Genomic DNA, 21,904 nt, shown 5'->3' on the forward strand with positions numbered 1-21,904 from the left:
GCAAGGTTACACAAAAGCACTCAGGGCTTGCGGGCAATGATCACCTGACTTTTCGCCACCACCGCATCCAGTGCCTGCTTGATCTGCGCGCCACGGGGCGAATCGAGCACCGCTTGCCAGGTATCGGCCCAGTGGTTGAGCAACGGATGATCCGGATGGCTGAAATCGACCTTGGCCTCCCAGAACAGCAGCATCCACATCGACCAGTAAAAACCGTACTGGCTGTGGCTGATGATCTCCAGGCCCGCGTCGCTGACCAGCGCCTTGAACTGCGCTTCGCTGATGATGCGAATGTGGTTGGGCTTCTGGAAATACTCTGGCGCCGCAATGTCCTTTTGCAGGTCTTCGGAACTGGGGTGCGGCACGCTCAGCAGGTACAGCGCCCCGGACTGGCCGACCCGTACCAGTTCGGCGAGGAACTGCGCCGGGTCGTCGACGTGTTCGATGACTTCGGTGGACACCACCCGGGTAGCGGTGCCGTCGGCAATCGGCAACGGGTTGCAGTCGGTGACGTGGCATTCGACGCTGCGCGCCGGGGTGTCGCTCAGGCGTTGGCGGGTGGCCTCGACCTTGGCGCCGTCGATATCGGCAATGATGATCTTCGCCCCGCGCATGCCGCAGAAGTGCACATTGCCGCCATCGCCACAGCCGACGTCGAGCAGGGTGTCATCGGCCGTCACCGGGAAGCCCTTGAACAGCTCGTTGGTCTCCTGGTTGAACCAGCCGCTGAGCTTGGCATCGTAGAGGCCGAGCATGTACGGATCGACCTTGTCCGCCACCGGGGCGGCGGGCTGCGCGGGGGCCGGTGCAGGCGTCGCCGCCGTGAGTTTCTTCAATAGGCTCAACATGAGGTGGCTCCGGGAGATGAAACGGCAGTTCGGGACGTATCAAGGCGCCGCACCAGGGCAGCTCCACGATTGCGCATCGGCATTTCGATAAAACGGTAGTTCAGCTCGCTGAGCAGCACGATCAGGCCGAAGGCGATCAGCAACGTCAGAATCGGGTGCCCGGCCGGGCTCGGCAAACCCGCAGCCTGGAGACGGAAGATCAGCTCACGCACCAGCAGATAGGCCGGGATATGAATCAGGTAAATCCCGTAGGAACGACTGCCGATCCACGCCATCAGCCGCTGCACAGGGCCCGCCGGCAGCAGGTAATCGCGGTTATACGAGGCGATCCATACCAGCAGCGCGCCGAGCACGGCAATCGAACCGATGCGGTAAGGCGCGAAGGTGAAACGGTCGGTGGCCATGAAACTCATCAGCAGCGCCACGCCGATCAGCACGGACACGCCGGCCCACGGGCGCCGCAGAAACGTCGGCTGCCAGCGCGAGTAAGAAGGTTGCGCGCTCCACATCGCCAACAGCACGCCAAGCGCCAGGGCATCGGTGCGTACCACCATCAGCAACGGCGTGCGCAGGGTCAACAGTTGCACCGCGACCAGCGCCAGCAAGGCCCAGACCAGATGCTTGCGGCACAGCAGAATCAGCAACGGGAACAGCAGGTAAAACTGCTCCTCCAGGGCCAGGCTCCAGTAGACGAAACTGCTGCCGTACTCGTAATGAAAGAAACTGTCGGCAAAGCGGAAATTGGCGTACTGCAACACGCCCGCCAGCGTCGCCTGCAGGTTCGCGTGCAGGCTGCCAAAGGCGCCGGAGCGGTTGAGAAACACGCACGCCAGCAGGATCAGCGCCAGCCACAACCAGGCCGAGGGCAGCAGCCTGAACACCCGCCGCAACCAGAAATTGCGCGTCTGCTGCCAATATTCCTGACGCGTCGAGCAGCCTCGCAGCGCAGGAATCAGGCTGCGGGCGATGACAAACCCGGAGATTGCGAAAAACAGATCGACGCCCCACCACGGCTGCGCCCAGGCGTGGATTTTTTCCAGCAGCGGCACAGTGTCGGTGAACAGGCTGCCCTGCAGGTGATGGAACAATACCCCGAGGACGGCGATGGCACGCAACACCTCGATGTCCATGATCCGCTTGGCACTCATGGCTGCCCCCCGGCGCTGGTTTCAGCTGCCAGCGGCTTGCGCGCGATGATCACCTGGCTCTTGGGCATGAAGCGGTCGAGCATCTGCTTGATGGCCAGGCCGTCGGGCTGTGCCAACAGGTCCTGCCAGGTCCGCGCCCAGCTCTCCATCAGCGGCGGATACGGCGCCTGAATCCGGTCGCGCACCGCGCCCCCGAGGTCACGGCCGGCAGCGCGTTCGCTGGCCCAGAAAAAGATCATGCCCATCACCCAGAAGAACCCAGTGGCCTGCCGATGCTCGATCACCAGCCCGGCGTTCTCCACCAGTTCGGCAAAGCGCTGCTCGGTAAAAATCTGCACATGATTGGGCGTCTGGTAATAACTGGCCGGGGCGATGCCCTGCTGCAGGTGCTCACCCACCGGCGCCGGGACACTCAGCAGGTATTGCGCACCAGGGCGGCCCATGCGCACCAGTTCGGCCATGAACGGTTCCGGCTGATCGATGTGCTCCAGCACTTCCATGCACACCACTTTGCTGGCGCAACCGGCGGCCAGCGGCAATGGCAGGCTGTTGCTGACCAGCCCCAGATTCGGCTTGTCGCTTTGCGCCTGAACCTGCCGGGCCAGATCGCGGACCTTGGCATGTTCGCTGTCAGTAAAAATCACCGAGGCGCCCTGCCGCACCGCGAACAGCGTCGCCACGCCTTCGCCGCAACCGACGTCGAGCAAGGTGTCGTCAGCGGTGATCGCGAAGCCTTTGAGCAATTCGCCGCTGTCGGGCAAAAACCAGCCATCGAGGATCGCGTCATGCAACCCTACGTCCCGTGGCGAAACCTGCACGGACGGTGCAGGTGCAGCAGGCAACGGTGCCGGGCGCAAGCGTGCGAGCAGGCGCCGGATCATGCGCCCGAAGCCTCCATAGACAACGACTTGAGCGCTGGCGCGCGCTGGGCAAAGAACGTCCGCAGCCGCTCCTCGGCGCTCGCCTGACTGCAGAATTTCTGCAGGTTGCGCACGGCATGTTCAGACATCCGCGCGTAGCGCTCGACGTCGTTTTTCGCCACCGCGTAACTGTCGCGGTACGCCGCGCACAGCGAGTCCCAATCGGTCATGTAGCGCAAGGTGCGATAGGCCGCTCGTGGGTCGTGAGGCCACGCCGTGAGTTCGTCGGTGGAGTCGACGATGAACGCATTGTCGCTGTCGACGTAGTCGGCCATCGCCGTGTTCAGCGGCGCAATCGCCGGTTTGCCACAGGACATGAACTCCATCAGCGGCAGGCACTGCCCTTCGCCGTAGGAACTGTTGACCACGTAACTGGTGGCCTGCACCAGCGCTTCGTAATCGGCGTCCGCCAGATACCCGTGGATCAGCACGATCCGGCACTGGTAGGACTGGTTCTTGTACAAGTGATGCAGCATGTCGCTCAGGGCGTTGGCGATGTCATGGTGCGTGAGCTTCAGCACCAGGGTGGCATCGGCGACGTCACGGAACGTGGTGCAGAAGGCGCTGATCATGTCCTGCCAGTTCTTGCGCCCGTCGTAAGGGTTGAACACCGAGGTGTAGACCACCCCGTCCAGTTGCAACTGGCAGTCCTGTGGCGGCCCGGCAAACGATAGCGGCGTGCCTTCGCACAACCCTGGTGGACCGTAGGCGCGCAGGTCAACGCTGCGGCTGTCGAGCAACAGGCCGCGCAACTGCAACTGCACCGCTTCGACCACGGGCTGCTTGCGCAATTGCGCACCGCGGGCGGCGAAACGATCCCACACCGGCGCGGGAATCGCGCAGATCGGATAGTCCGAGCCCATCACGTCGCAGACAGCGTCGACGGTAAAGCTCGAATGAGTAATCGCCATGCCGCAGGCGTTCAATACGACGCGCCAGTCATGGCGTGGCTCGCCGTGCCAGCTCTCGGTGGGGATGGTGCTGAACTCCCAGGCAAAGACCGGGATCGTCGGGCAGGCGTAATGAATCGGCGTGCGATGCGGCGGCGAGAACGACAGAAACACGCATGCCTCACCGCGACTCAGGCAATCGAAGTACAAGCGATCGACCAGTTCGTCCGGGTTGCTCACCTCGATGACTTGCCCCAGGCGTTCGAGCACGGGGCGGAATTCCTTGAGCACGAAGTAGTAGCTGTACTCGGGACGTCCGAGGTTCTGCTGGATGTTGCTCTTGTTGGTTTCCGAATGAATGATGATCAGCATGATGCAGTCCCCGCCTCGGCGATCAACTGTGGGGCTGCATTCGGCGTCAGCTGAAGAAATTGCGCCAGACGCTGTTGCACCGGGGCAAAGCTGCAGTACTCGCGCATGCGTTCATTGGCGGCCAGGGCCATGGCCTGATAGGCCGCCGGATCGTGCTTGGCCATGGCGTAGCTGTCCTCGTAGGCCTTTTTCAACGAACCCCAGTCTGGTCGATGGCGCAGGGTGCGATAGAGGATCCGCACGTCATCCGGCCAGATCGTCGGCTCACGACTGGATTTGACGATGAAGCCGACACGCTCATCGATGTAGTCGTGCATCGCCGTATGGTCCGGCGCAATCACCGGACGGGCGCAGGACATGAACTCCATCAGCGGCAGGCACAGACCTTCGCAACGGGACGCGTTGACGTAGAAACTGGCCGCACCGTAAAGCCTGGCGAACTCGTCGTCCTCCAGGTAACCGTGCATGACCACCACCCGACAGGCGAACGGCGACAGCTGCGATAACAAAGTGATCAGGTGCACGTAGTAGGTCGCCAGATCGTTCTGCGTCATCTTCAACACCAGCGTGGCGTCTTCCACGTCGCGCATGGCCCAGCAGAATGCGGTGATCAGGTGATGCCAGTTCTTGCGCCCGTCTTCGGGGTTGAACACGCTCACATACACCACGCCGCTGACCTCGGTCTGCACCGTGGCAGTGGTGTCCGGCAGGCTGGCCTGTGGATGCTCGGCTACCGCGGGTGCCTCGACATTGACGGCCGGCGGCAATGACACAGCTGCTGGCGTACGCAATCGGAAGAGCTGTCGGCGGACCGCGACCGGGAGCAAATCGCGAACGGCTTCGCGATACCACAGCAGCAGATTGTGCTTGAGCAAAAATAGCGGCCCGTGGTCACTCGGGGTCGCGGCGGCCCGATAACTTTCGCGCAAGTAGTGCTTGGTGATGAACGCACGTCGGCGCAAGGTCAGGGCCGGTGCCGCCTCAGGTTCGGGCTCTGGGTTTGGTCCGGCCGGCACAACGACGTCCGCCAGGTCCCGTGCTTCACATTCCTGCTCATTGTGAATGGGCGCAATCAGCCCATCGGCGGACAACCCGAGGGCACGGCTGTCGATGATGCAGCCCTTGATCTGCAGCAAGGCGCCCGGGTTCACCGGCGCAGCAGGGTATTGCTGGCGCACCCCGGCAAAGCCTTCCCACAACGGCGTGGGCAATACCAGCACCGGGAAATCTTCACCCAGGGTTCGGCGAATGGCTTGCGCCGTGTGGCTGGACAAGGTGATCGCCCGACCATGACGCGCGAGGATCCGGCTCCAGTCATGGTGGGCATCTTCTTCGCGAGGATCGACCGGGATCGAGTCGTACTCCCAAGCAATGACGCAAACCACGGGGCATTGCAGCTCAGTCGGGGTTTTGTGCGGAGGGGCAAACGAAAGAAAGAGGCAGTCCTGGCCGGCCAGTTGCAACTGCCGGTACAACGGGTCGACTTCGGCCGCCGTCGACACCACGTGCACTTGCCCAAGGCTTTCCAGCACTGGGCGGTAGGCCTTGAGCACGAAGTAATAGCTGTACTCCGGACGGCCCAGACTCTGGCTGATGGAGCGGTCGTTGACGTCCGAATAAAGAATGAAATTCATGGCATCCCACGGTGAAACCACCATCCCGGCAGTTTCACGCTATGACGGCCAGGCGTTGGATCGAGTCGGGATCACCGCTGCTCGTCCTTCGTCATGGAGCTCGTCTTCGTTCTTGTTTTAGTGGCTGGTTTCACCCTGTTGCGCAACATCCCCGATGACCCCGGGGAAATGGCGACGAGGGCCATTCTAAACACATCCTTCGCGAATCCGGGAACCGCCCGACGAGAATAAATCGGGCTACGCTGACGAGAACTGACCAGTCACGGTTTGCGCTGTTGAAATTGCTGCGCATTTGGCACAGATTGGTAACAAACAACTACAACAACGACTTCGCCCGCCGTCATGTCGGCCTTTTTCATCCGGCCTGACAGACTTCTCCTTAAAGCCTGTGGGAAAGTGGCGAAAGTTAAAGACCAAGGGGTCGCTGTTTGAAAAAACGTCTGTTCATCACGGGTCTCAGTGGATTCGTGGGACAACATATCCAGTCGCGCCTGACTCGGTCCGACTCGACGTGGGAGCTGCTGCCTGCCGCCGCGCCCTACGATCTCACGGCACCGGCGAGCCTCGTCGACCTGTGGCCGCAATTGCCCGACGCAGTGATTCACCTGGCTGGCCAGACCTTCGTTCCCGAAGCCTTCCGTGATCCGGCCCGAACTCTCGAGATCAATCTGCTCGGCACCCTCAATCTGTTGCAAGCGCTCAAGGCGCGCGGATTTCAGGGGACCTTTCTGTATGTCAGTTCCGGCGACGTCTATGGTCAGGTGGCCGAGAGCGCCCTGCCCATCACCGAGCAACAAGCGCCCTGCCCGCGCAATCCCTATGCGGTGAGCAAACTGTCGGCAGAATTCCTCAGCCTGCAATGGGGCCTCAGCGAAGGCTGGCCGGTGCTGGGGGCGCGGCCGTTCAACCACATTGGCAGCGGGCAGAAAGACAACTTTGTCATCGCCAGTGCTGCGCGCCAGATCAACCGCATCAAACAAGGCCTGCAAGCCCCGCAACTGGAAGTCGGCGACATCGACGTCACGCGCGATTTTCTCGATGTCGGCGATGTGATCTCGGCGTATTTCGCATTGCTGGAAAAAGGCACGCCGGGGCAGGTTTACAACATCTGCTCGGGCCGCGAGCAAAGCATCCGTAGTCTGATCGAGCAGATGGGCGACCTCGCCGAGGTCGACCTGCAACTGGTTCAAGACCCGGCGCGCATGCGCCGTGCCGATCAGCGCCGGGTGTGCGGCAGTCACGCAAGGCTGGCCCAGACCACCGGCTGGACGCCGGCAATCACCACACAACAATCCCTGCGGACGATCCTGTCCGACTGGGAGCAGCGAGTACGACAAGAATGAAAAGTGCACTGATCACAGGGATTACCGGCCAGGACGGCGCTTATCTGGCCAGACTGCTGCTCGACAAGGGTTACAAGGTTTACGGTCTGGTCGCCCGGCGCAGCAGCGATTCGCGCTGGCGCCTGCGCGAGATGGGCGTCGAAGCGGACATCGTCTATCTGGACGGTGACATGGCCGATGCCTGCTCGGTGCAGCGTGCTGTCATTCAAGCGGCGCCGGACGAGGTCTACAACCTGGCCGCGCAAAGCTTTGTCGCCGCGTCCTGGAATCAACCGGTGACCACCGGCATCGTCGATGGCCTGGGCGTGACCCACCTGCTCGAAGCGATTCGCCAGTTCAGTCCGCACACCCGCTTCTATCAGGCTTCTACCAGCGAAATGTTCGGCCTGATCCAGGCCGAGCAGCAGGACGAGAACACGCCGTTCTACCCGCGCAGCCCTTACGGCGTGGCCAAGTTGTACGGCCACTGGATTACCGTCAATTACCGTGAAAGTTTCAACCTGCACGCCAGCAGCGGCATCCTGTTCAACCACGAGTCGCCTCTGCGCGGCATCGAGTTCGTCACCCGCAAGGTCACCGACGCCGCCGCCCGCATCAAGCAGGGCAAGCAGCAGGAGCTGGCCTTGGGCAACATCGACGCGAAACGCGATTGGGGCTTTGCCGGTGACTACGTCGAAGCCATGTGGCTGATGCTGCAACAAAATAAACCTGACGATTTTGTGGTCGCCACCGGCGTCACCACGACCGTGCGCGAAATGTGCCGCATCGCCTTCGATCACGTCGGCCTGAACTACCGTGACTACGTGAAGATCGACCCGGCGTTCTTCCGCCCGGCCGAAGTCGAAGTGCTGCTCGGCAACCCGGCCAAGGCGCAGCGCGTGCTGGGCTGGAAACCGAAAACCGACCTGGACACCCTGATCCGCATGATGATGGATGCGGACATGAAACGCGTCGCCAAGGAGTAGGTCATGCTCATCCCCGTGATTCTGTCCGGCGGCGCCGGCACTCGTTTGTGGCCGGTGTCCCGCGAGGGCCATCCCAAGCCGTTCATGACCCTGCCCGACGGCCAGTCGTTGCTGGGCAAGACCTATCAGCGTGCTGCTGCATTGCTCGATGGCTGGGGCGACATCGTCACGGTGACCAACCGCGAGTACTACTTCCAGAGCAAGGATCACTATTGCGCTGCCCACGTGTCGCGCCATCGCGGGCATTTCCTGCTCGAGCCGACCGGGCGCAACACCGCCCCGGCAATTGCCGCCGCAGCCCTGTCGCTACAGGCGCTGCATGGCGACGACGCGATCATGGTGGTCATGCCCGCCGACCATTTGATCGTCAATCAGGAGGCACTCAAGAGCGCCGTCGAACACGCCGTCCATCTGGCGAAGGACGGCTACCTGGTGACCTTTGGCGTAGTGCCGACTGCCCCGGAAACCGGCTTCGGCTACATCGAGACCGGCGCACCACTGGACGCCAGAGGCGCAGCGAAAGTACAACGCTTCGTGGAAAAACCCGACCTGCAGACCGCCACGCATTACCTGGAAAGCGGCAACTTCCTGTGGAACTCGGGCATGTTCTGCTTCACCACCGCCACCCTGATCAACCAACTGCAACAGCATGCTCCCGAGTTGCTGGAGCAGACTCGCACCTGCATGCAGGCCAGCGCCGCGGTGGAAACCGTCGGCTGCCTGCAACAGGAACTGTCACCGGCACTGTTCGCGGAAATCACCGATATCTCCATCGATTACGCGTTGATGGAACGCTCGGACAAGGTCGTGGTGGTGCCCGCCGGTTTCGACTGGAGCGACATTGGCTCGTGGGGCGCCGTGGCGGCGCTGCTACCCGCCGATGCCGACAACAACCGCGCCAGCGGCGAAGCGATCTTCGTCGACAGCCATAACAACTTCGTGCAGAGCGAAGGCCGGCTGGTGGCCGCTGTCGGAGTGGATAACCTGATCATCGTCGACACCGCCGACGCGGTGCTGGTGGCCCACGCCGACCGCGCCCAGGACGTGCGACGTGTCGCTAAGCAACTCAAGGACAAATCCCACGAAGCCTATCGTTTGCATCGCACGGTCAGCCGTCCGTGGGGCACTTACACCGTGCTTGAGGAAGGTCCGCGCTTCAAGATCAAACGCATCGTGGTCAAGCCCGGCGGCAAGCTGTCGCTGCAAATGCACCATCACCGCAACGAACACTGGGTGGTGGTCGAAGGCATGGCCAAGGTCACCAACAATGGCACCGGCACCCATCTGGTGGCCAAGAACGAATCGACGTTCATTGCCGCCGGACACCGGCATCGCCTGGAAAACCCCGGGGTCATCGACCTGGTGATCATCGAAGTACAAAGCGGCGAATACCTCGGTGAAGACGACATCGTGCGCTTCGAAGACCAATACGGCAGGACGGTTTGATGCTGCTTTCCCTGTACCGCTCGCTGCGCAGCTACCGCGGATTCATCCTCGGCAGCGTCAAGCGGGAGTTTCAGGCGCGTTATCGCAATTCGCTGTTCGGCGCGCTGTGGACCGTGCTCAACCCGTTGTCGATGATCGTCGTATACACGGTGATCTTTTCCCAGATCATGCGCGCGCGCCTGCCGGGGGTGGATGATGGCCTGGCCTACAGCGTGTACCTGTGTGCGGGCCTGCTGACCTGGGGACTGTTTGCCGAAATCACCTCGCGCAGCCAGAGCATGTTTCTGGAAAACGCCAACCTGCTGAAGAAAATCAGCTTCCCGCGCATCTGCCTGCCGGTGATTGCGCTGCTCAACGCCGGGATCAACTTCGCGATCATCCTCGCGCTGTTTTTCGGTTTTCTGCTGATCAGCGGACGCCTGCCCGGCATGGCCTTGCTCGCGCTGATACCGCTGCTGATCGTGCAAGTGATCTTCGCCGCCGGGCTGGGCATGATCCTCGGCATCCTCAACGTGTTCTTCCGCGACGTCGGACAGATGTTCGGCATCTGCCTGCAGTTCTGGTTCTGGCTGACGCCGATCGTTTACCCGCTGTCGATCCTGCCGCCGGGCATCCAGCACCTGATCAGCCTCAACCCGATGACGGCGTTGATGACCAGCTACCAGAACGTGTTCCTCTACAACCAGTGGCCAGACTGGCCATCGCTGCTGCCGCTGCTGATCATCGGCCTGCTGTTCTGCGCCATGGCGTTGCGCCTGTTCCGGCAACGAGTCGGCGAAATGGTGGATGAACTCTGATGGGACATATACGCGTCAGTGGCCTGGGCAAGGCCTACAAGCAATACCCCAATCGCTGGAGCCGGTTGTTCGAGTGGCTGGTGCCGTTTTCGGGCACCCGGCACCACTTGCACTGGGTCCTGCAGGACATCGATTTCGAGATCCAGCCCGGCGAAGCCGTCGGCATCGTCGGGGTCAACGGCGCGGGCAAAAGCACCCTGCTGAAGATGATCACCGGCACCACGCAACCGAGCTGCGGGCAGATTCAACTGCAAGGCCGCGTCGCCGCCCTGCTGGAATTGGGGATGGGATTCCACCCGGATTTCACCGGCCGCCAGAACGCGTTCATGGCCGGTCAGCTACTGGGCATGCAGGTCGAAGAGATCGAAGTATTGATGCCGCAAATCGAGAGCTTCGCCGAAATCGGCGAAGCCATCGACCACCCGGTGCGCACCTATTCCAGCGGCATGCAGATGCGCCTGGCCTTCAGCGTCGCCACCGCGCGCCGTCCGGACATCCTGATCGTCGATGAAGCGCTGTCGGTGGGCGACGCCTACTTCCAGCACAAAAGCTTCGAGCGCATCCGCAATTTCCGCAAGGCCGGCACCACCCTGCTGATTGTGTCCCATGACCGCTCGGCGATTCAGTCGATCTGTGACACCGCGATCCTTTTGGAAAACGGTCGCCTGGCCATGCGTGGCAAACCCGAAGAAGTCATGGACTACTACAACGCCATGCTCGCCCAGCGCGAAGGCCAGATCGTTCGCCAGGAAATGCTCGCCAATGGTCAGGTGCAAACCATTTCCGGCACCGGTGAGGCCGGGATTGTCAGCGTACGTTTGCTCGACGCTCAGGGACGCAGCCTGGAAGTCGCGGAAGTCGGGCAGCCGGTGGTGCTGGAAGTACAGACCGAGGTCCGCGAGGACATCGAGCGCCTGGTGCTGGGCTTTCTGATCAAGGATCGCCTCGGCCAGGCGATCTACGGCATCAACACCCATCGCCAGGATCAGGCGATCAGCGACCTGAGTGCCGGTGAACAAGTGACCTTCCGCTTCGCCTTCGACATGCGTCTGGGCAAGGGCAGCTATTCGGTAGCGCTGAGCCTGTCGCGCCTGGATTCGCACCTGGACCGCAACTTCGAATGGCGCGATTACGGTCTGGTTTTCCACGTGATCAACAATCGTCAGGAAGACTTTGTCGGCTGCTCATGGCTGCAGGCCCGGACCGAGATCAGCCGCGCCAGTGAGAACACGACACTACAGGCGGACAAGGAGATCTCGCGATGACACGACTGCTGGTCGAGTGCACCTATGTCTTTGAGCACCCGTCGGCCAATTCGGGCATTCAACGGGTGGTGCGCAACGTCATTCAACAGTTGCCCGACGCTGACGCCGAGCGTGAATGCATTCCGGTGGTGATGCTCGACGGAGCCCTGTATCAGGTGAAAAGCCTGGCACCGATCAAGACGCCGAAAATCAATCTGACCAGCCTGCGGGTGAAGCTGGAACACTGGGCCAACGGCTTCTGGTTGCGCCATCGCGCCCTCGAACGACGCCGCCCTTTCAGCCAGTCGCATTTCGCCCGGCGGGTGCTGTACGTGCTCTGCCGGCTCACCGCGTTTGCCTGTTTCAGCCTGCCGATGCGCGTGCTCGGACGCCTGCTCAAGGGCAAGCCCGTGCCCGAGCGCTGCGTCCCCTTGCAACATCGAGCTGGCGATCAACTGGTGTTGCTCGACTCGTCCTGGCACGCCAACTTCTTCCCCTTGGCCGAACAACTCAAGCGCGATGGCGTGGGCATCGTTTCGGTGATTTACGACTTGATCCCGCTGACCCATCCGCAGTTCTGCGACGCGGGCCTGGTCAAGGTGTTCAACGACTGGTTCGACTGGATCGCGCGCACTGCCGACGGCTATGTCGCGATCTCGACCACCATCCGCGATCAGGTGCGCCAGGAGATGTTGCGCCGGATCGGCACGCAACAGGTCCAACAGCGCTGGTTCGACTATTTCCACCTCGGCTCCGAGCTGGATTTGAGCGATGCCACGACCGAAGTCGATCGCCATCTGCTGGACATGTTCAAGCGCCCGGAGCCGGTGTTCCTGATGGTCAGCACCATCGAACCGCGCAAGAACCACGCCTACCTGCTCGATGCCTTTGAACGGGCCTGGGCCGCGGGCTCCACGGCACGGTTGTGCATTGCCGGGAAAATCGGCTGGAAATGTGAGGCGCTGATCGAGCGGATTCGCCAGCACCCGCAACTGAACCGGCGTCTGTTCATGTTCAACTCGCTCTCGGACAAAAGCCTTGAGCACGCCTACTCCCACGCCACCGCACTGGTGTTCCCGTCGCACGTCGAAGGATTCGGCTTGCCGCTGGTGGAAGCCATGCAGCGCGGCCTGCCGGCGATGGCCAGCGATATTCCGGTGTTCCGTGAAATCGGCGGCGATTACATGGCGTATTTCGATCTGCACAACCCGCAGAGCCTCACCGAGCTGGTGCTCGCAATGGAACGCTCCGGGGTGTTTCCGGCGCCCAAGAGCCTCGACCAATGGCGCTGGCTGAGCTGGCGCGAAGCGAGTGCGCAACTGGTCCAGCGTATCGAACGCAACCTGGATCATTCACAGCCGGCGTCAGAGAGCCAGCATGCGCATTGCTCTTAACGCGCGGATTCTCCAGGCGCCGCGCACCGGCATCGGCCATTACGTCGCCGAACTGGTCCGCGCCTTGCGCGACACAACCGATGTCGAAGTGGCGCTGTTTCACGGCTGGGGCTGGAGTTCGGCGTTGCCGGAAGCGGCCATGCCCGGCTACTCGCGTGTGACACCACTGCTGCGGCAGATCCCCGGGGCCTACCAGGCGCGGCGCTGGCTGGAGCAGAAACGTTTCGATCAAGGCCGTGCGCAAGACATCGACCTGTATCACGAACCGAGCCTGTGGCCGCTGGCCTTCGACGGCCCGACCGTGATCACCCTGCACGACCTGACTCACCTGCACTTTCCTGACAGCCAACCGGCAGCGCGCCTCAAGGAAATCGAACGGCGCCTGGCCGCTGGCGTGCAACAGGCGCAGCGCATCATCACCGACTCGCAGGCGATTGCCGACGAGGCCCAAGCCTGGTTCGGCCTGCCAGCCGAACGCTTTGTGGTGGCGCCATTGGGTGTCGCCGAGCGCTTTCACCCACGGGAACCGCACGCCATCGCGGCGGTGCTCAACGCGCATGCCGTTGCCCCGCGCGAATACTTCCTGTGTGTCGGCACCCTCGAGCCGCGCAAGAACCTGAACCTGGCCCTGCGCGCCCATGCCCTGCTGCCGGAGGCCGTGCGCCAGCGCTTTCCGCTGCTGATCGTCGGCATGGCCGGCTGGCAACAGAGCCAGTTCAGCGACGAACTGCGCCAGGCCCTGGCCTCGGGACACGTGTGCCTGCTCGGCTATCTGCCCGATGAACAGGTCGCGCAACTGCTGGCCGGCGCCCGGGCACTGGTGTTTCCATCGCTGTACGAAGGCTTCGGGCTGCCGGTACTGGAAGCCATGGCCAGCGGCACGCCGGTGATCCTGACCCGTTCTTCAGCCATGCCGGAAGTCGCCGGCGCGGCTGGCAACTATATTGAACCTGACGATGCACAGGGCCTGCGCGATGCGCTGAACCGCCTGATCGACGATCACGCGCATTGGCAGGCTTGCCGAGAAGCCGGATTGCACCGGACGCGGCTTTTTTCCTGGGAACGTTGCGCACAGGCCACCGCCGGTGCCTACCGCCAGGCCATGGGAGGCTGAATGCGAGTGCTTCATTTCTTCAAAACCTACCTGCCTGACTCGGTCGGCGGTATCGAGCAAGTGATCTTCCAGCTGTGCGAGAGCGGTGCGCATCACGGCATCGACGGCCAGGTCCTGACCCTCAGCGCCGACCCGACACCGCCAGTGGTGCAACTGGGCCAGCACGAAGTCCACCGCGCCAGACTCGACATTCAGTTCGCCTCCACCGGGTTTTCCTGGAGTGTGTTCAAACAGTTTCGCGAGCTGGCGGCTGAAGCCGATGTGGTCAACTATCACTTTCCCTGGCCGTTCATGGACTTGGTGCATTTCGCCAGCGGCATGAACAAACCAAGCGTGGTGACCTACCACTCGGACATCATTCGCCAGAAACATCTGCTCAAACTCTACCGGCCGCTGATGAACCGCTTCCTCGCCAGCGCCGACCGAATCGTCGCGGCCTCGCCGAACTACCTGCACACCAGCGACGTGTTGCAGCAGTTCCAGAACAAGACCCGAGTAATTCCGTACGGTTTGAACAAAGCGGGTTATCCACAGGCCGATGCAGAGCGAATGAACCGCTGGCGCCAGCAGCTTGGGGATAAGTTTTTCCTGTTCGTCGGGGTCATGCGTTATTACAAGGGCCTGCACATTCTGCTCGATGCCTTGAAGGACGTGGACTACCCGGTGGTGATCGTCGGCGCGGGCCCGCTTGAGCTGGAATTGCACGCCCAGGCCGCCGCACTGGGCCTGCGCAATATCCACTTCCTCGGACGCCTGGGTGACGAAGACAAGGTTGCCCTGCTGCAACTGAGCTACGCCATCGTGTTCCCTTCGCACCTGCGCTCCGAAGCGTTCGGCATTTCGCTGCTCGAAGGTGCGATGTACGGCAAGCCGATGATCTCCAGCGAAATCGGCACCGGTACCAGCTACATCAATATCCACAACGAAACCGGCCTGGTCGTGCCGCCGAGCAACCCATTGGCGTTTCGCGAGGCGATGCGCACCCTTTGGGAAAACCCGGAACGCGCGGCGGCCATGGGTGTGAAGGCCGAAGCGCGTTACCGGCAGTTGTTTACGGCCGATGAGATGGGTCGCAAGTGGACCGAGTTGTATCAGGAGTTGCTGGAAGAGAAGGACCTGTCTTACGCCTGACCTGAGACACGACCTCAATCTCCTGTAGGAGCTGCCGAAGGCTGCGATCTTTTGATTTTAGAAACCCAGAATCAAAAGATCGCAGCCTTCGGCAGCTCCTACAGGGGGAAAGCGTTACAGATCCAGCACCAGCAACTGCTCGCTCTGCGCCGGCACCGCACAGCAAATCAGCACCTGCCCCGCCTCCGGCATGTCCGCCGGGGGCTGTGGATAATTCACCGCGCCACTGACCAGACGCGTCTTGCAGGTGCCGCACGAACCTCCCCGGCAACTGAACTCCGGGCGCAGGCCGCGGCTTTCCGCCAGCTCCAGCAGACTGCCGCCGTCCGGCTGCCAGCGCGCTTCTTTGGCAGAACGTTCGAACATCACCGGGACTGACGTCGTGGCTGCGGGCGGCTGCGCAATGACAACCGCATCCGGATCCGGCTGGCGCTTGAGCGTTGACGGGCCGAACGTTTCCGCATGGATCCGCGCATCGCGAATGTCGAGCTCGCGCAAGCTGTCGTAAAGACCTTGGGTAAAACCGCCCGGGCCACAGACCACAAAGTCGATCTGGTCGTAATCTTCGACCTCCAGCAAGTCGCGCAGCAGTGCCCCATCGATACGCCCGCGCCGGTCGAAATCCTCTCCCTCGTGTACGTCGGCTTCGGGCTGGCTGAGCAGGCGCATCACTCGTACGGCGTCACCTGCGTCTTCCAGCAAGCGATCCAGTTCCTGGCGAAACGGCTGATCGGCCAGACTGCGCGAACTCTGCAACAACCACGTCGGGCGAATCCGCCGGGTGCGCAGGCCTTGATACACCACCTCGCGCAGCATCGACAGCAACGGCGTTATGCCGACACCCGCCGCGAGCAGCACCAAGGGGCGTCGCTCCAGCGGCGCCACCGTAAAGTGCCCCTGTGGCGCCCGTGCTTCGAGGACATCGCCAACGCGGATTTGCTGGTGCAAATGGCTTGAAACCAGCCCCTCGCGCTTCACGCTGATGCGTAAAAAGTCATCCGACGGCGCACTCGACAGGCTGTAGGTGCGGATATGCGTTTCACCGTCCAGGGTGAAGCGCAGCGGCAAATGCTGCCCGGCCTGAAACACCGGCATGCCGGCGCCGTCGTCCGGTTGCAGATAGATCGAGCGGATGTGCTGGCTCTCCCGCTCGATGCGGGTCACTCGCAGTGGCCGCCAGCTGTCACCCAAGGCCTTGGCCTGTAAACGCGCATCGGCCTGGGCCCAGGTGCCGGTCAGCAGGCTGGTGGGCGACATGCCGTCGAAGCGCCAGCGCAAGGCCAGTGCCGCCGGACGCCGCACCCTTTTCTCCACCTCGAATGTCCACAGGCGCTCGGCGCCTTGGAACGCTTCGATCTGCGGCCCCTCCAGGATGATCTCGGTACGCCCGCTCAGTTGCAGCACATCGCCTGTGGAAAAGTCGATGAACAACAGGCCCGCACGCGGGTTGAGCAGCAGGTTGCCTAAGGTATTGAAGTGCAGGTTGCCGGCAAAATCCGGGATGGTCAGGCGATTACCCTCGACCCGGACAAACCCGGCCTGGCCGCCGCGATGGGAAACGTCCACCGCACGTTGCCCGTCGACATCGACGTAACTGGCGACGAAGAAGGTGTCGGCGCCTTCGATCATGGCTTTGGCCGCGTCATCGAGGCCGTCGCCATGCTGCGCTGGCCGCGTCTGCGGATCGGACAGCGGCACACGCTGGAACTGGCGCAGTTGAATGTATTGCGGACAGTTGCCGAACGACTGGTCCACCGTCACCGCGAAACCGCTGGCGTCGAGATTGCCGACGCGACCGTTGAGACGGTTGCGCCGCCGGGTGTGCAGTTCGATGCCCAGCAAACCGATGGCCGCGCCGTTGAGCAGTCGGGCCGGATCATCTGCTGCCGGCAGACTGGATAGTTGCAGGTGCTGCGGATCTGGCGAGCCGGCGAACCCCGGCGCCCCTTCGAGCACACTGGCCCACGGACGACCTTCAGCATCGACCGCGCCGTATAGCATGAACGGCAATTGCTCATAAAAGGCGCGGTGCTGATCCGGCATCCAGTCGCGAATCACTTTACGGCCGAAGGCCTCCATGCGTTCGGCTACCCCGACATGGGCCTGCAATTGCTGCTCGCCAGCGTGCCACGGTGAACGTTCCATCACGCATCTCCCCGCGCCGCTGGCGCAATGTGCAGGGCCCGGTCAGACCGGGCCAGGTCTTCAGGCAGTTTTTTGCAGACCGGCAATGGTGCGTGGCATGCCGACAAAACCGGGCAAGGCTTCGACCCGCGCCAGCCAGGCGCGGACGTTGGCGTAGTCGTCCAGCGACACGTTGCCTTCCGGCGCGTGGGCGATGTAGCTGTAGGCGGAAACGTCGGCGATGGTTGGCTCGCTGCCGGCCAGATACGGGGTCTTGCCCAGTTCCAGCTCCATCACCTTGAGCAGGTTGTGCGCACGGGTAATCAGTTCTTCAGCGTTCAGTTGCGCCCCAAACACCGTGACCAGGCGCGCCGCGGCCGGCCCGAAAGCAATCGGCCCCGCTGCCACCGACAGCCAGCGTTGCACCCGCGCAGCACCCAATGGATCGGTGGGCAGCCAGCGGCCATTGCCATACTTGAGCGCCAGATACACCAGGATCGCATTGGAGTCGGCCAGCACCACGCCGTCATCATCGATCGCCGGTACCTGACCAAAGCTGTTGATTGCCAGATACGGCGCCTGCTTGTGCTCACCCTTGGCCAGATCGACCAGGATCAGCTCGGTCGGCAGCTGCAGCAGGGACAGCATCAGCTCCACCCGATGGGCGTGGCCGGAACGCGGGAAGTTGTAGAGTTTGATCGCTTGCATGGTCGACTCCGCTGGAGGTGGCGCTGTTCGGGATGGCAGCGCCGATGGAGGCCATCTTCTACCCATCCTCAAAGCAACAGAATCACCAGCAATCGCAATCGATTATTTCATCTGATGAAATAACGCCGCGTTCTGCAGCGCCGGGTGCTCGCGCAGCACTTTCACCGCGTGATCGACAAAACTGCGCACCCGCGCCGGCGCCTTGCGCCCGCCCTGATACACCACATGAATCGGCAGCGGCGGCAGTTCGAAGTCGGCGAGGACAATTTCCAGTTCACCCGACGCCACCTTGCCAGCGACCTGGTAGGACAACACCCGGGTCAGACCCAACCCTAGGCAGGCCGCCGCAATTGCCGCCTGATTGGCAGTGACCACCAGCCTCGGTTCGGGCCGCACGCTGATCGCTTCGCCCTGATCCAGAAACGGCCAACTGCGCAACTGGCCAATGGACGAAGTCGCCACCACCGGCGCACCGGCCAGCGCTTGCGGATGCGCGGGACGGCCGTGCTCCGCCAGATAGGCCGGCGAACCACAGATCACCCGCCGCACTTCGCCGACGCGGATGGCGTGCTGATTGCTGTCCGGCAACTCACCGATGCGCACCGCGACATCGATGCCCTCCTCGACCATGCTCACCACCCGATCGACCAACAGCGCATTGATCGAAACGTCGGGGTATTGCGTCAGATAACCGGCCATCAACGGCGTGACAAACAACTCGCCGAACAACACCGGCGCGGTTACCGTCAATTGCCCACGGGGCTGGGCGTGACTGCCGGCAGCCGAATCCTCGGCTTCCTGCACCTCGGCGAGAATTCTCCGACAGTCTTCCAGATAACGCTGACCGGCCTCGCTCAGATGCACACTGCGCGTCGTGCGGATCAGCAACTGCGTACCGATCCGCTGCTCCAGCGCTGCCACCGCCCGGGTGACACTGGCCGCCGACAGACCCAGACGCCGCGCCGCCGCCGAGAACCCCTGCTCCTGGGCCACCGTGGCGAAGATCTGCATTTCTTGGAAACGGTCCATGTATGCCCTCGAGTCAGATACAAAAATCGCAGCCGAGGCTGCGATTTTTGCGGGTCATTATCAGCTGTGGATAACTTATTCCACCGTCACCGACTTCGCCAGGTTGCGCGGCTGGTCGACGTCGGTGCCTTTGAGCACGGCGACGTAGTACGACAGCAGCTGCAGCGGGATGGTGTAGAGAATTGGCGAGAGGATGTCGTGGATGTGCGGCATCTGTACCACGTGGGTGCCTTCACCGTTGGTCATCCCGGCCTTCTCGTCGGCGAACACGATCAGTTCGCCGCCACGGGCCCGGACTTCCTGCAGGTTGGACTTGAGCTTCTCCAGCAGTTCGTTGTTCGGCGCGACAGTGACCACCGGCATGTCGTTATCCACAAGCGCCAGCGGGCCGTGCTTGAGTTCGCCGGCCGGATAGGCTTCGGCGTGGATGTAGGAGATTTCCTTGAGCTTCAAGGCGCCTTCCATCGCCACCGGGAATTGCGCGCCACGGCCGAGGAACAGGGTGTGGTTCTTCTCGGCGAACAACTCGGCAATCTTTTCCACGGTGCTGTCCATCGCCAGCGCTTCGCCCAGACGGGTCGGCAAGCGACGCAGCTCTTCCACCAGCGTGGCTTCGACATCTTTGCCCAGCGTACCGCGCACCTGGCCCAACGACAGGGTCAGCAGCAACAGGCCAACCAGTTGCGTAGTGAACGCCTTGGTCGAGGCCACACCGATTTCACGACCGGCCTGGGTCAACAGGGTCAGGTCGGATTCGCGCACCAGCGAGCTGATGCCGACGTTGCAGATCGCCAGGCTGGCGAGGAAGCCCAGCTCTTTGGCATTGCGCAGCGCGGCCAGGGTGTCGGCGGTTTCGCCGGACTGGGAAATGGTGACGAACAGAGTGTCTGGCTGCACCACCACCTTGCGGTAGCGGAATTCGCTGGCGACCTCGACCTGGCACGGAATGCCGGCCAGTTCTTCGAGCCAGTAACGGGCGACCATGCCGGCGTGGTAGCTGGTACCGCAGGCGACGATCTGCACGTTGCGCACTTTGGCGAACAGTTCAGCAGCCTGTGGACCGAAAGCCTGAACCAGCACTTGGTTCGGGCTCAGACGACCTTCGAGGGTGCGCTGCACCACCGACGGCTGCTCGTGGATTTCCTTGAGCATGTAGTGGCGGAACTCACCTTTATCAGCGGCCTCGGCACCATCGCTGTACTGCACGGTCTGGCGCTCGACGGCCTGACCGTTTACATCCCAGATCTGCACGCTATCGCGGCGAATTTCGGCGATATCGCCCTCTTCGAGGTACATGAAGCGGTCAGTAACCTGACGCAGCGCCAACTGGTCGGAGGCGAGGAAGTTCTCGCCCAGACCCAGGCCGATCACCAACGGGCTGCCACTGCGCGCGGCAACCAGACGGTCCGGCTGATGTGCATTGATCACGGCCAGACCGTAGGCACCGTGCAGTTCCTTGACGGTCGCTTTCAGTGCAACGGTCAGGTCAGGCTGATCCTTGAGTTTGTGGTTCAGCAGGTGCGCGATGACTTCGGTATCGGTGTCCGAGGTGAACACGTAACCCAACGCCTTGAGCTGCTCACGCAGGGCTTCGTGGTTCTCGATGATGCCGTTGTGCACCACGGCGATGTCGCCGGAGAAATGCGGGTGCGCGTTACGCTCGCAAGGCGCGCCGTGGGTCGCCCAACGGGTGTGCGCGATACCGAGACGACCGACCAGTGGATGCTCAGCCAGCGCTGCTTCAAGTTCGCTGACCTTGCCCGGACGGCGCATGCGCTCAAGCTTTTCATCATTGGTGAAAACCGCCACACCGGCACTGTCATAGCCACGGTATTCGAGGCGCTTGAGGCCTTCGAGCAAGATAGCGGTGATATTACGTTCAGCAACCGCGCCGACAATTCCACACATGCTTATTTCTCCTGACTGACAGCCGCGCAAATCACGGTGATACCGCGGGCCTGAATCTGATCGCGGGCCTCGAGGGGCAGGCGATCATCGGTAATGAGGGTATGGACGCTGCTCCACGGCAGCTCCAGGTTGGGAATCTTGCGACCGATCTTGTCGGCCTCGACCATCACGATGACCTCACGCGCCACGTCGGCCATCACCCGGCTCAGGCCAAGCAACTCGTTGAACGTGGTGGTGCCGCGCACCAGATCAATGCCATCGGCGCCGATAAACAACTGGTCGAAGTCGTAAGAGCGTAGTACCTGCTCGGCGACCTGCCCCTGAAAGGACTCCGAATGCGGATCCCAGGTGCCGCCGGTCATCAGCAACACCGGCTCGTGCTCGAGCTCGCTGAGGGCGTTGGCAACGTGCAGGGAGTTGGTCATGACCACCAGACCCGGCTGTTGGCCAAGCTCGGGAATCATGGCGGCGGTGGTGCTGCCACTGTCGATGATGATGCGGGCGTGCTCGCGGATGCGTTTGACGGCGGCGCGGGCAATCGCCTGTTTGTACTTCGAAACACTTTGGCCGGGTTCCGCGACCAACTCCTGCGGCATGGTGATCGCCCCGCCGTAACGGCGCAGCAACAGACCATGACTTTCCAGCGCAGCCAGATCCTTGCGAATCGTAACTTCGGAGGTTTCGAAGCGCTTGGCCAATTCATCCACACTGACTTCGCCCTGCTCGTTGAGCAAGGCGAGAATGTTGTGGCGGCGTTGCGGCGTGTTGCGTTTCGACATGGCGACTTAAGTTTCGATTCGAAAGATAACGGAAGCAATCAAAACCTATCGGCCATAAATCGTCAAGCCATGTCGCAAAAAAAATCGCAACCCCGGACAGGTCCTGTAGG

Annotated in this window: 18 protein-coding genes; 8 read left to right on the forward strand and 10 right to left on the reverse strand. The window is 62.2% G+C overall.

Annotated features, from left to right (window positions below):
• Positions 1 to 20 precede the first annotated feature (20 nt).
• The 5 genes from J5M57_RS15370 to J5M57_RS15390 are packed head-to-tail and all read right to left on the reverse strand — an operon-like array spanning position 21 to position 5,812.
• A complete protein-coding gene (locus J5M57_RS15370; protein ID WP_064589909.1) occupies positions 21 to 848 on the reverse strand; it encodes a class I SAM-dependent methyltransferase in 828 nt (275 codons plus the stop codon).
• On the reverse strand, positions 842 to 1,996 hold the full coding sequence (locus tag J5M57_RS15375) for an acyltransferase (protein ID WP_207848660.1): 1,155 nt from the start codon (positions 1,994 to 1,996) through the stop codon (positions 842 to 844). The genes J5M57_RS15370 and J5M57_RS15375 overlap by 7 nt, the downstream gene beginning before the upstream one ends.
• Positions 1,993 to 2,877 carry a class I SAM-dependent methyltransferase gene (locus J5M57_RS15380; protein ID WP_207848661.1) on the reverse strand — a complete coding sequence of 295 codons (885 nt, stop codon included), beginning with the start codon at positions 2,875 to 2,877 and terminating at the stop codon, positions 1,993 to 1,995. The genes J5M57_RS15375 and J5M57_RS15380 overlap by 4 nt, the downstream gene beginning before the upstream one ends.
• Positions 2,874 to 4,178, reverse strand: coding sequence for a glycosyltransferase (locus J5M57_RS15385; protein ID WP_169842860.1), 1,305 nt, complete (start codon positions 4,176 to 4,178; stop codon positions 2,874 to 2,876). The genes J5M57_RS15380 and J5M57_RS15385 overlap by 4 nt, the downstream gene beginning before the upstream one ends.
• Positions 4,172 to 5,812, reverse strand: a complete 1,641-nt coding sequence (locus J5M57_RS15390; protein WP_207848662.1) for a glycosyltransferase — start codon at positions 5,810 to 5,812, stop codon at positions 4,172 to 4,174. Before J5M57_RS15390 ends, J5M57_RS15385 begins: the two co-directional genes overlap by 7 nt.
• Positions 5,813 to 6,240: 428 nt before the next feature.
• Between J5M57_RS15390 and J5M57_RS15395 the strand changes: the two genes are divergently transcribed.
• From J5M57_RS15395 to J5M57_RS15430, 8 genes are read left to right on the forward strand one after another with little or no spacing between them, the layout of a single operon-like run.
• Positions 6,241 to 7,155, forward strand: a complete 915-nt coding sequence (locus J5M57_RS15395; RefSeq protein ID WP_207848663.1) for a GDP-mannose 4,6-dehydratase — start codon at positions 6,241 to 6,243, stop codon at positions 7,153 to 7,155.
• Entirely contained in the window at positions 7,152 to 8,120 is a 969-nt protein-coding gene (gene gmd / locus J5M57_RS15400) for a GDP-mannose 4,6-dehydratase (RefSeq protein ID WP_207848664.1), read from the forward strand. Before J5M57_RS15395 ends, gmd begins: the two co-directional genes overlap by 4 nt.
• A gap of 3 nt (positions 8,121 to 8,123) precedes the next feature.
• A complete protein-coding gene (locus J5M57_RS15405; RefSeq protein ID WP_207848665.1) occupies positions 8,124 to 9,566 on the forward strand; it encodes a mannose-1-phosphate guanylyltransferase/mannose-6-phosphate isomerase in 1,443 nt (480 codons plus the stop codon).
• The gene (locus J5M57_RS15410) at positions 9,566 to 10,363 is read left to right on the forward strand and encodes an ABC transporter permease (RefSeq protein ID WP_169842856.1); all 798 of its coding nucleotides are present in this window, start codon (positions 9,566 to 9,568) and stop codon (positions 10,361 to 10,363) included. Before J5M57_RS15405 ends, J5M57_RS15410 begins: the two co-directional genes overlap by 1 nt.
• Entirely contained in the window at positions 10,363 to 11,628 is a 1,266-nt protein-coding gene (locus tag J5M57_RS15415; RefSeq protein WP_207848666.1) for an ABC transporter ATP-binding protein, read from the forward strand. Before J5M57_RS15410 ends, J5M57_RS15415 begins: the two co-directional genes overlap by 1 nt.
• The gene (locus tag J5M57_RS15420; RefSeq protein WP_207848667.1) at positions 11,625 to 13,001 is read left to right on the forward strand and encodes a glycosyltransferase family 1 protein; all 1,377 of its coding nucleotides are present in this window, start codon (positions 11,625 to 11,627) and stop codon (positions 12,999 to 13,001) included. The genes J5M57_RS15415 and J5M57_RS15420 overlap by 4 nt, the downstream gene beginning before the upstream one ends.
• Complete coding sequence (locus J5M57_RS15425) at positions 12,985 to 14,115, forward strand: glycosyltransferase family 1 protein (protein WP_169842853.1); 1,131 nt, start codon at positions 12,985 to 12,987, stop codon at positions 14,113 to 14,115. The genes J5M57_RS15420 and J5M57_RS15425 overlap by 17 nt, the downstream gene beginning before the upstream one ends.
• Positions 14,116 to 15,246, forward strand: a complete 1,131-nt coding sequence (locus J5M57_RS15430) for a glycosyltransferase family 4 protein (protein ID WP_064589920.1) — start codon at positions 14,116 to 14,118, stop codon at positions 15,244 to 15,246.
• Positions 15,247 to 15,360: 114 nt separating this feature from the next.
• Here J5M57_RS15430 and J5M57_RS15435 read toward each other — a convergent pair whose 3' ends face one another.
• From J5M57_RS15435 to J5M57_RS15455, 5 genes are all read right to left on the reverse strand, one after another.
• A complete protein-coding gene (locus J5M57_RS15435; protein WP_207848668.1) occupies positions 15,361 to 17,391 on the reverse strand; it encodes a pyridoxamine 5'-phosphate oxidase family protein in 2,031 nt (676 codons plus the stop codon).
• Between the two features lie 60 nt (positions 17,392 to 17,451).
• On the reverse strand, positions 17,452 to 18,078 hold the full coding sequence (locus tag J5M57_RS15440; protein WP_169842851.1) for a glutathione S-transferase: 627 nt from the start codon (positions 18,076 to 18,078) through the stop codon (positions 17,452 to 17,454).
• Between the two features lie 102 nt (positions 18,079 to 18,180).
• A complete protein-coding gene (locus tag J5M57_RS15445) occupies positions 18,181 to 19,107 on the reverse strand; it encodes a LysR family transcriptional regulator (RefSeq protein WP_064589923.1) in 927 nt (308 codons plus the stop codon).
• A 75-nt stretch (positions 19,108 to 19,182) separates the two neighbouring features.
• On the reverse strand, positions 19,183 to 21,015 hold the full coding sequence (gene glmS / locus J5M57_RS15450) for a glutamine--fructose-6-phosphate transaminase (isomerizing) (RefSeq protein WP_169842850.1): 1,833 nt from the start codon (positions 21,013 to 21,015) through the stop codon (positions 19,183 to 19,185).
• 2 nt (positions 21,016 to 21,017) lie between these two features.
• Positions 21,018 to 21,794, reverse strand: a complete 777-nt coding sequence (locus J5M57_RS15455) for a DeoR family transcriptional regulator (protein ID WP_169842849.1) — start codon at positions 21,792 to 21,794, stop codon at positions 21,018 to 21,020.
• Positions 21,795 to 21,904 lie beyond the last annotated feature (110 nt).

The sequence above is a fragment of the Pseudomonas sp. 86_A genome, from assembly GCF_017491705.1.
Lineage (GTDB): Bacteria > Pseudomonadota > Gammaproteobacteria > Pseudomonadales > Pseudomonadaceae > Aquipseudomonas > Aquipseudomonas koreensis.

Coding starts and splice junctions, on each gene's coding strand:
- J5M57_RS15370 (WP_064589909.1), bottom strand. CDS start 848: ATGTTGAGCCTATTGAAGAAACTCACGGCGGCGACGCCTGCACCGGCC.
- J5M57_RS15375 (WP_207848660.1), bottom strand. CDS start 1,996: ATGAGTGCCAAGCGGATCATGGACATCGAGGTGTTGCGTGCCATCGCC.
- J5M57_RS15380 (WP_207848661.1), bottom strand. CDS start 2,877: ATGATCCGGCGCCTGCTCGCACGCTTGCGCCCGGCACCGTTGCCTGCT.
- J5M57_RS15385 (WP_169842860.1), bottom strand. CDS start 4,178: ATGCTGATCATCATTCATTCGGAAACCAACAAGAGCAACATCCAGCAG.
- J5M57_RS15390 (WP_207848662.1), bottom strand. CDS start 5,812: ATGAATTTCATTCTTTATTCGGACGTCAACGACCGCTCCATCAGCCAG.
- gmd (WP_207848664.1), top strand. CDS start 7,152: ATGAAAAGTGCACTGATCACAGGGATTACCGGCCAGGACGGCGCTTAT.
- J5M57_RS15405 (WP_207848665.1), top strand. CDS start 8,124: ATGCTCATCCCCGTGATTCTGTCCGGCGGCGCCGGCACTCGTTTGTGG.
- J5M57_RS15410 (WP_169842856.1), top strand. CDS start 9,566: ATGCTGCTTTCCCTGTACCGCTCGCTGCGCAGCTACCGCGGATTCATC.
- J5M57_RS15415 (WP_207848666.1), top strand. CDS start 10,363: ATGGGACATATACGCGTCAGTGGCCTGGGCAAGGCCTACAAGCAATAC.
- J5M57_RS15420 (WP_207848667.1), top strand. CDS start 11,625: ATGACACGACTGCTGGTCGAGTGCACCTATGTCTTTGAGCACCCGTCG.
- J5M57_RS15425 (WP_169842853.1), top strand. CDS start 12,985: ATGCGCATTGCTCTTAACGCGCGGATTCTCCAGGCGCCGCGCACCGGC.
- J5M57_RS15430 (WP_064589920.1), top strand. CDS start 14,116: ATGCGAGTGCTTCATTTCTTCAAAACCTACCTGCCTGACTCGGTCGGC.
- J5M57_RS15435 (WP_207848668.1), bottom strand. CDS start 17,391: ATGGAACGTTCACCGTGGCACGCTGGCGAGCAGCAATTGCAGGCCCAT.
- J5M57_RS15440 (WP_169842851.1), bottom strand. CDS start 18,078: ATGCAAGCGATCAAACTCTACAACTTCCCGCGTTCCGGCCACGCCCAT.
- J5M57_RS15445 (WP_064589923.1), bottom strand. CDS start 19,107: ATGGACCGTTTCCAAGAAATGCAGATCTTCGCCACGGTGGCCCAGGAG.
- glmS (WP_169842850.1), bottom strand. CDS start 21,015: ATGTGTGGAATTGTCGGCGCGGTTGCTGAACGTAATATCACCGCTATC.
- J5M57_RS15455 (WP_169842849.1), bottom strand. CDS start 21,794: ATGTCGAAACGCAACACGCCGCAACGCCGCCACAACATTCTCGCCTTG.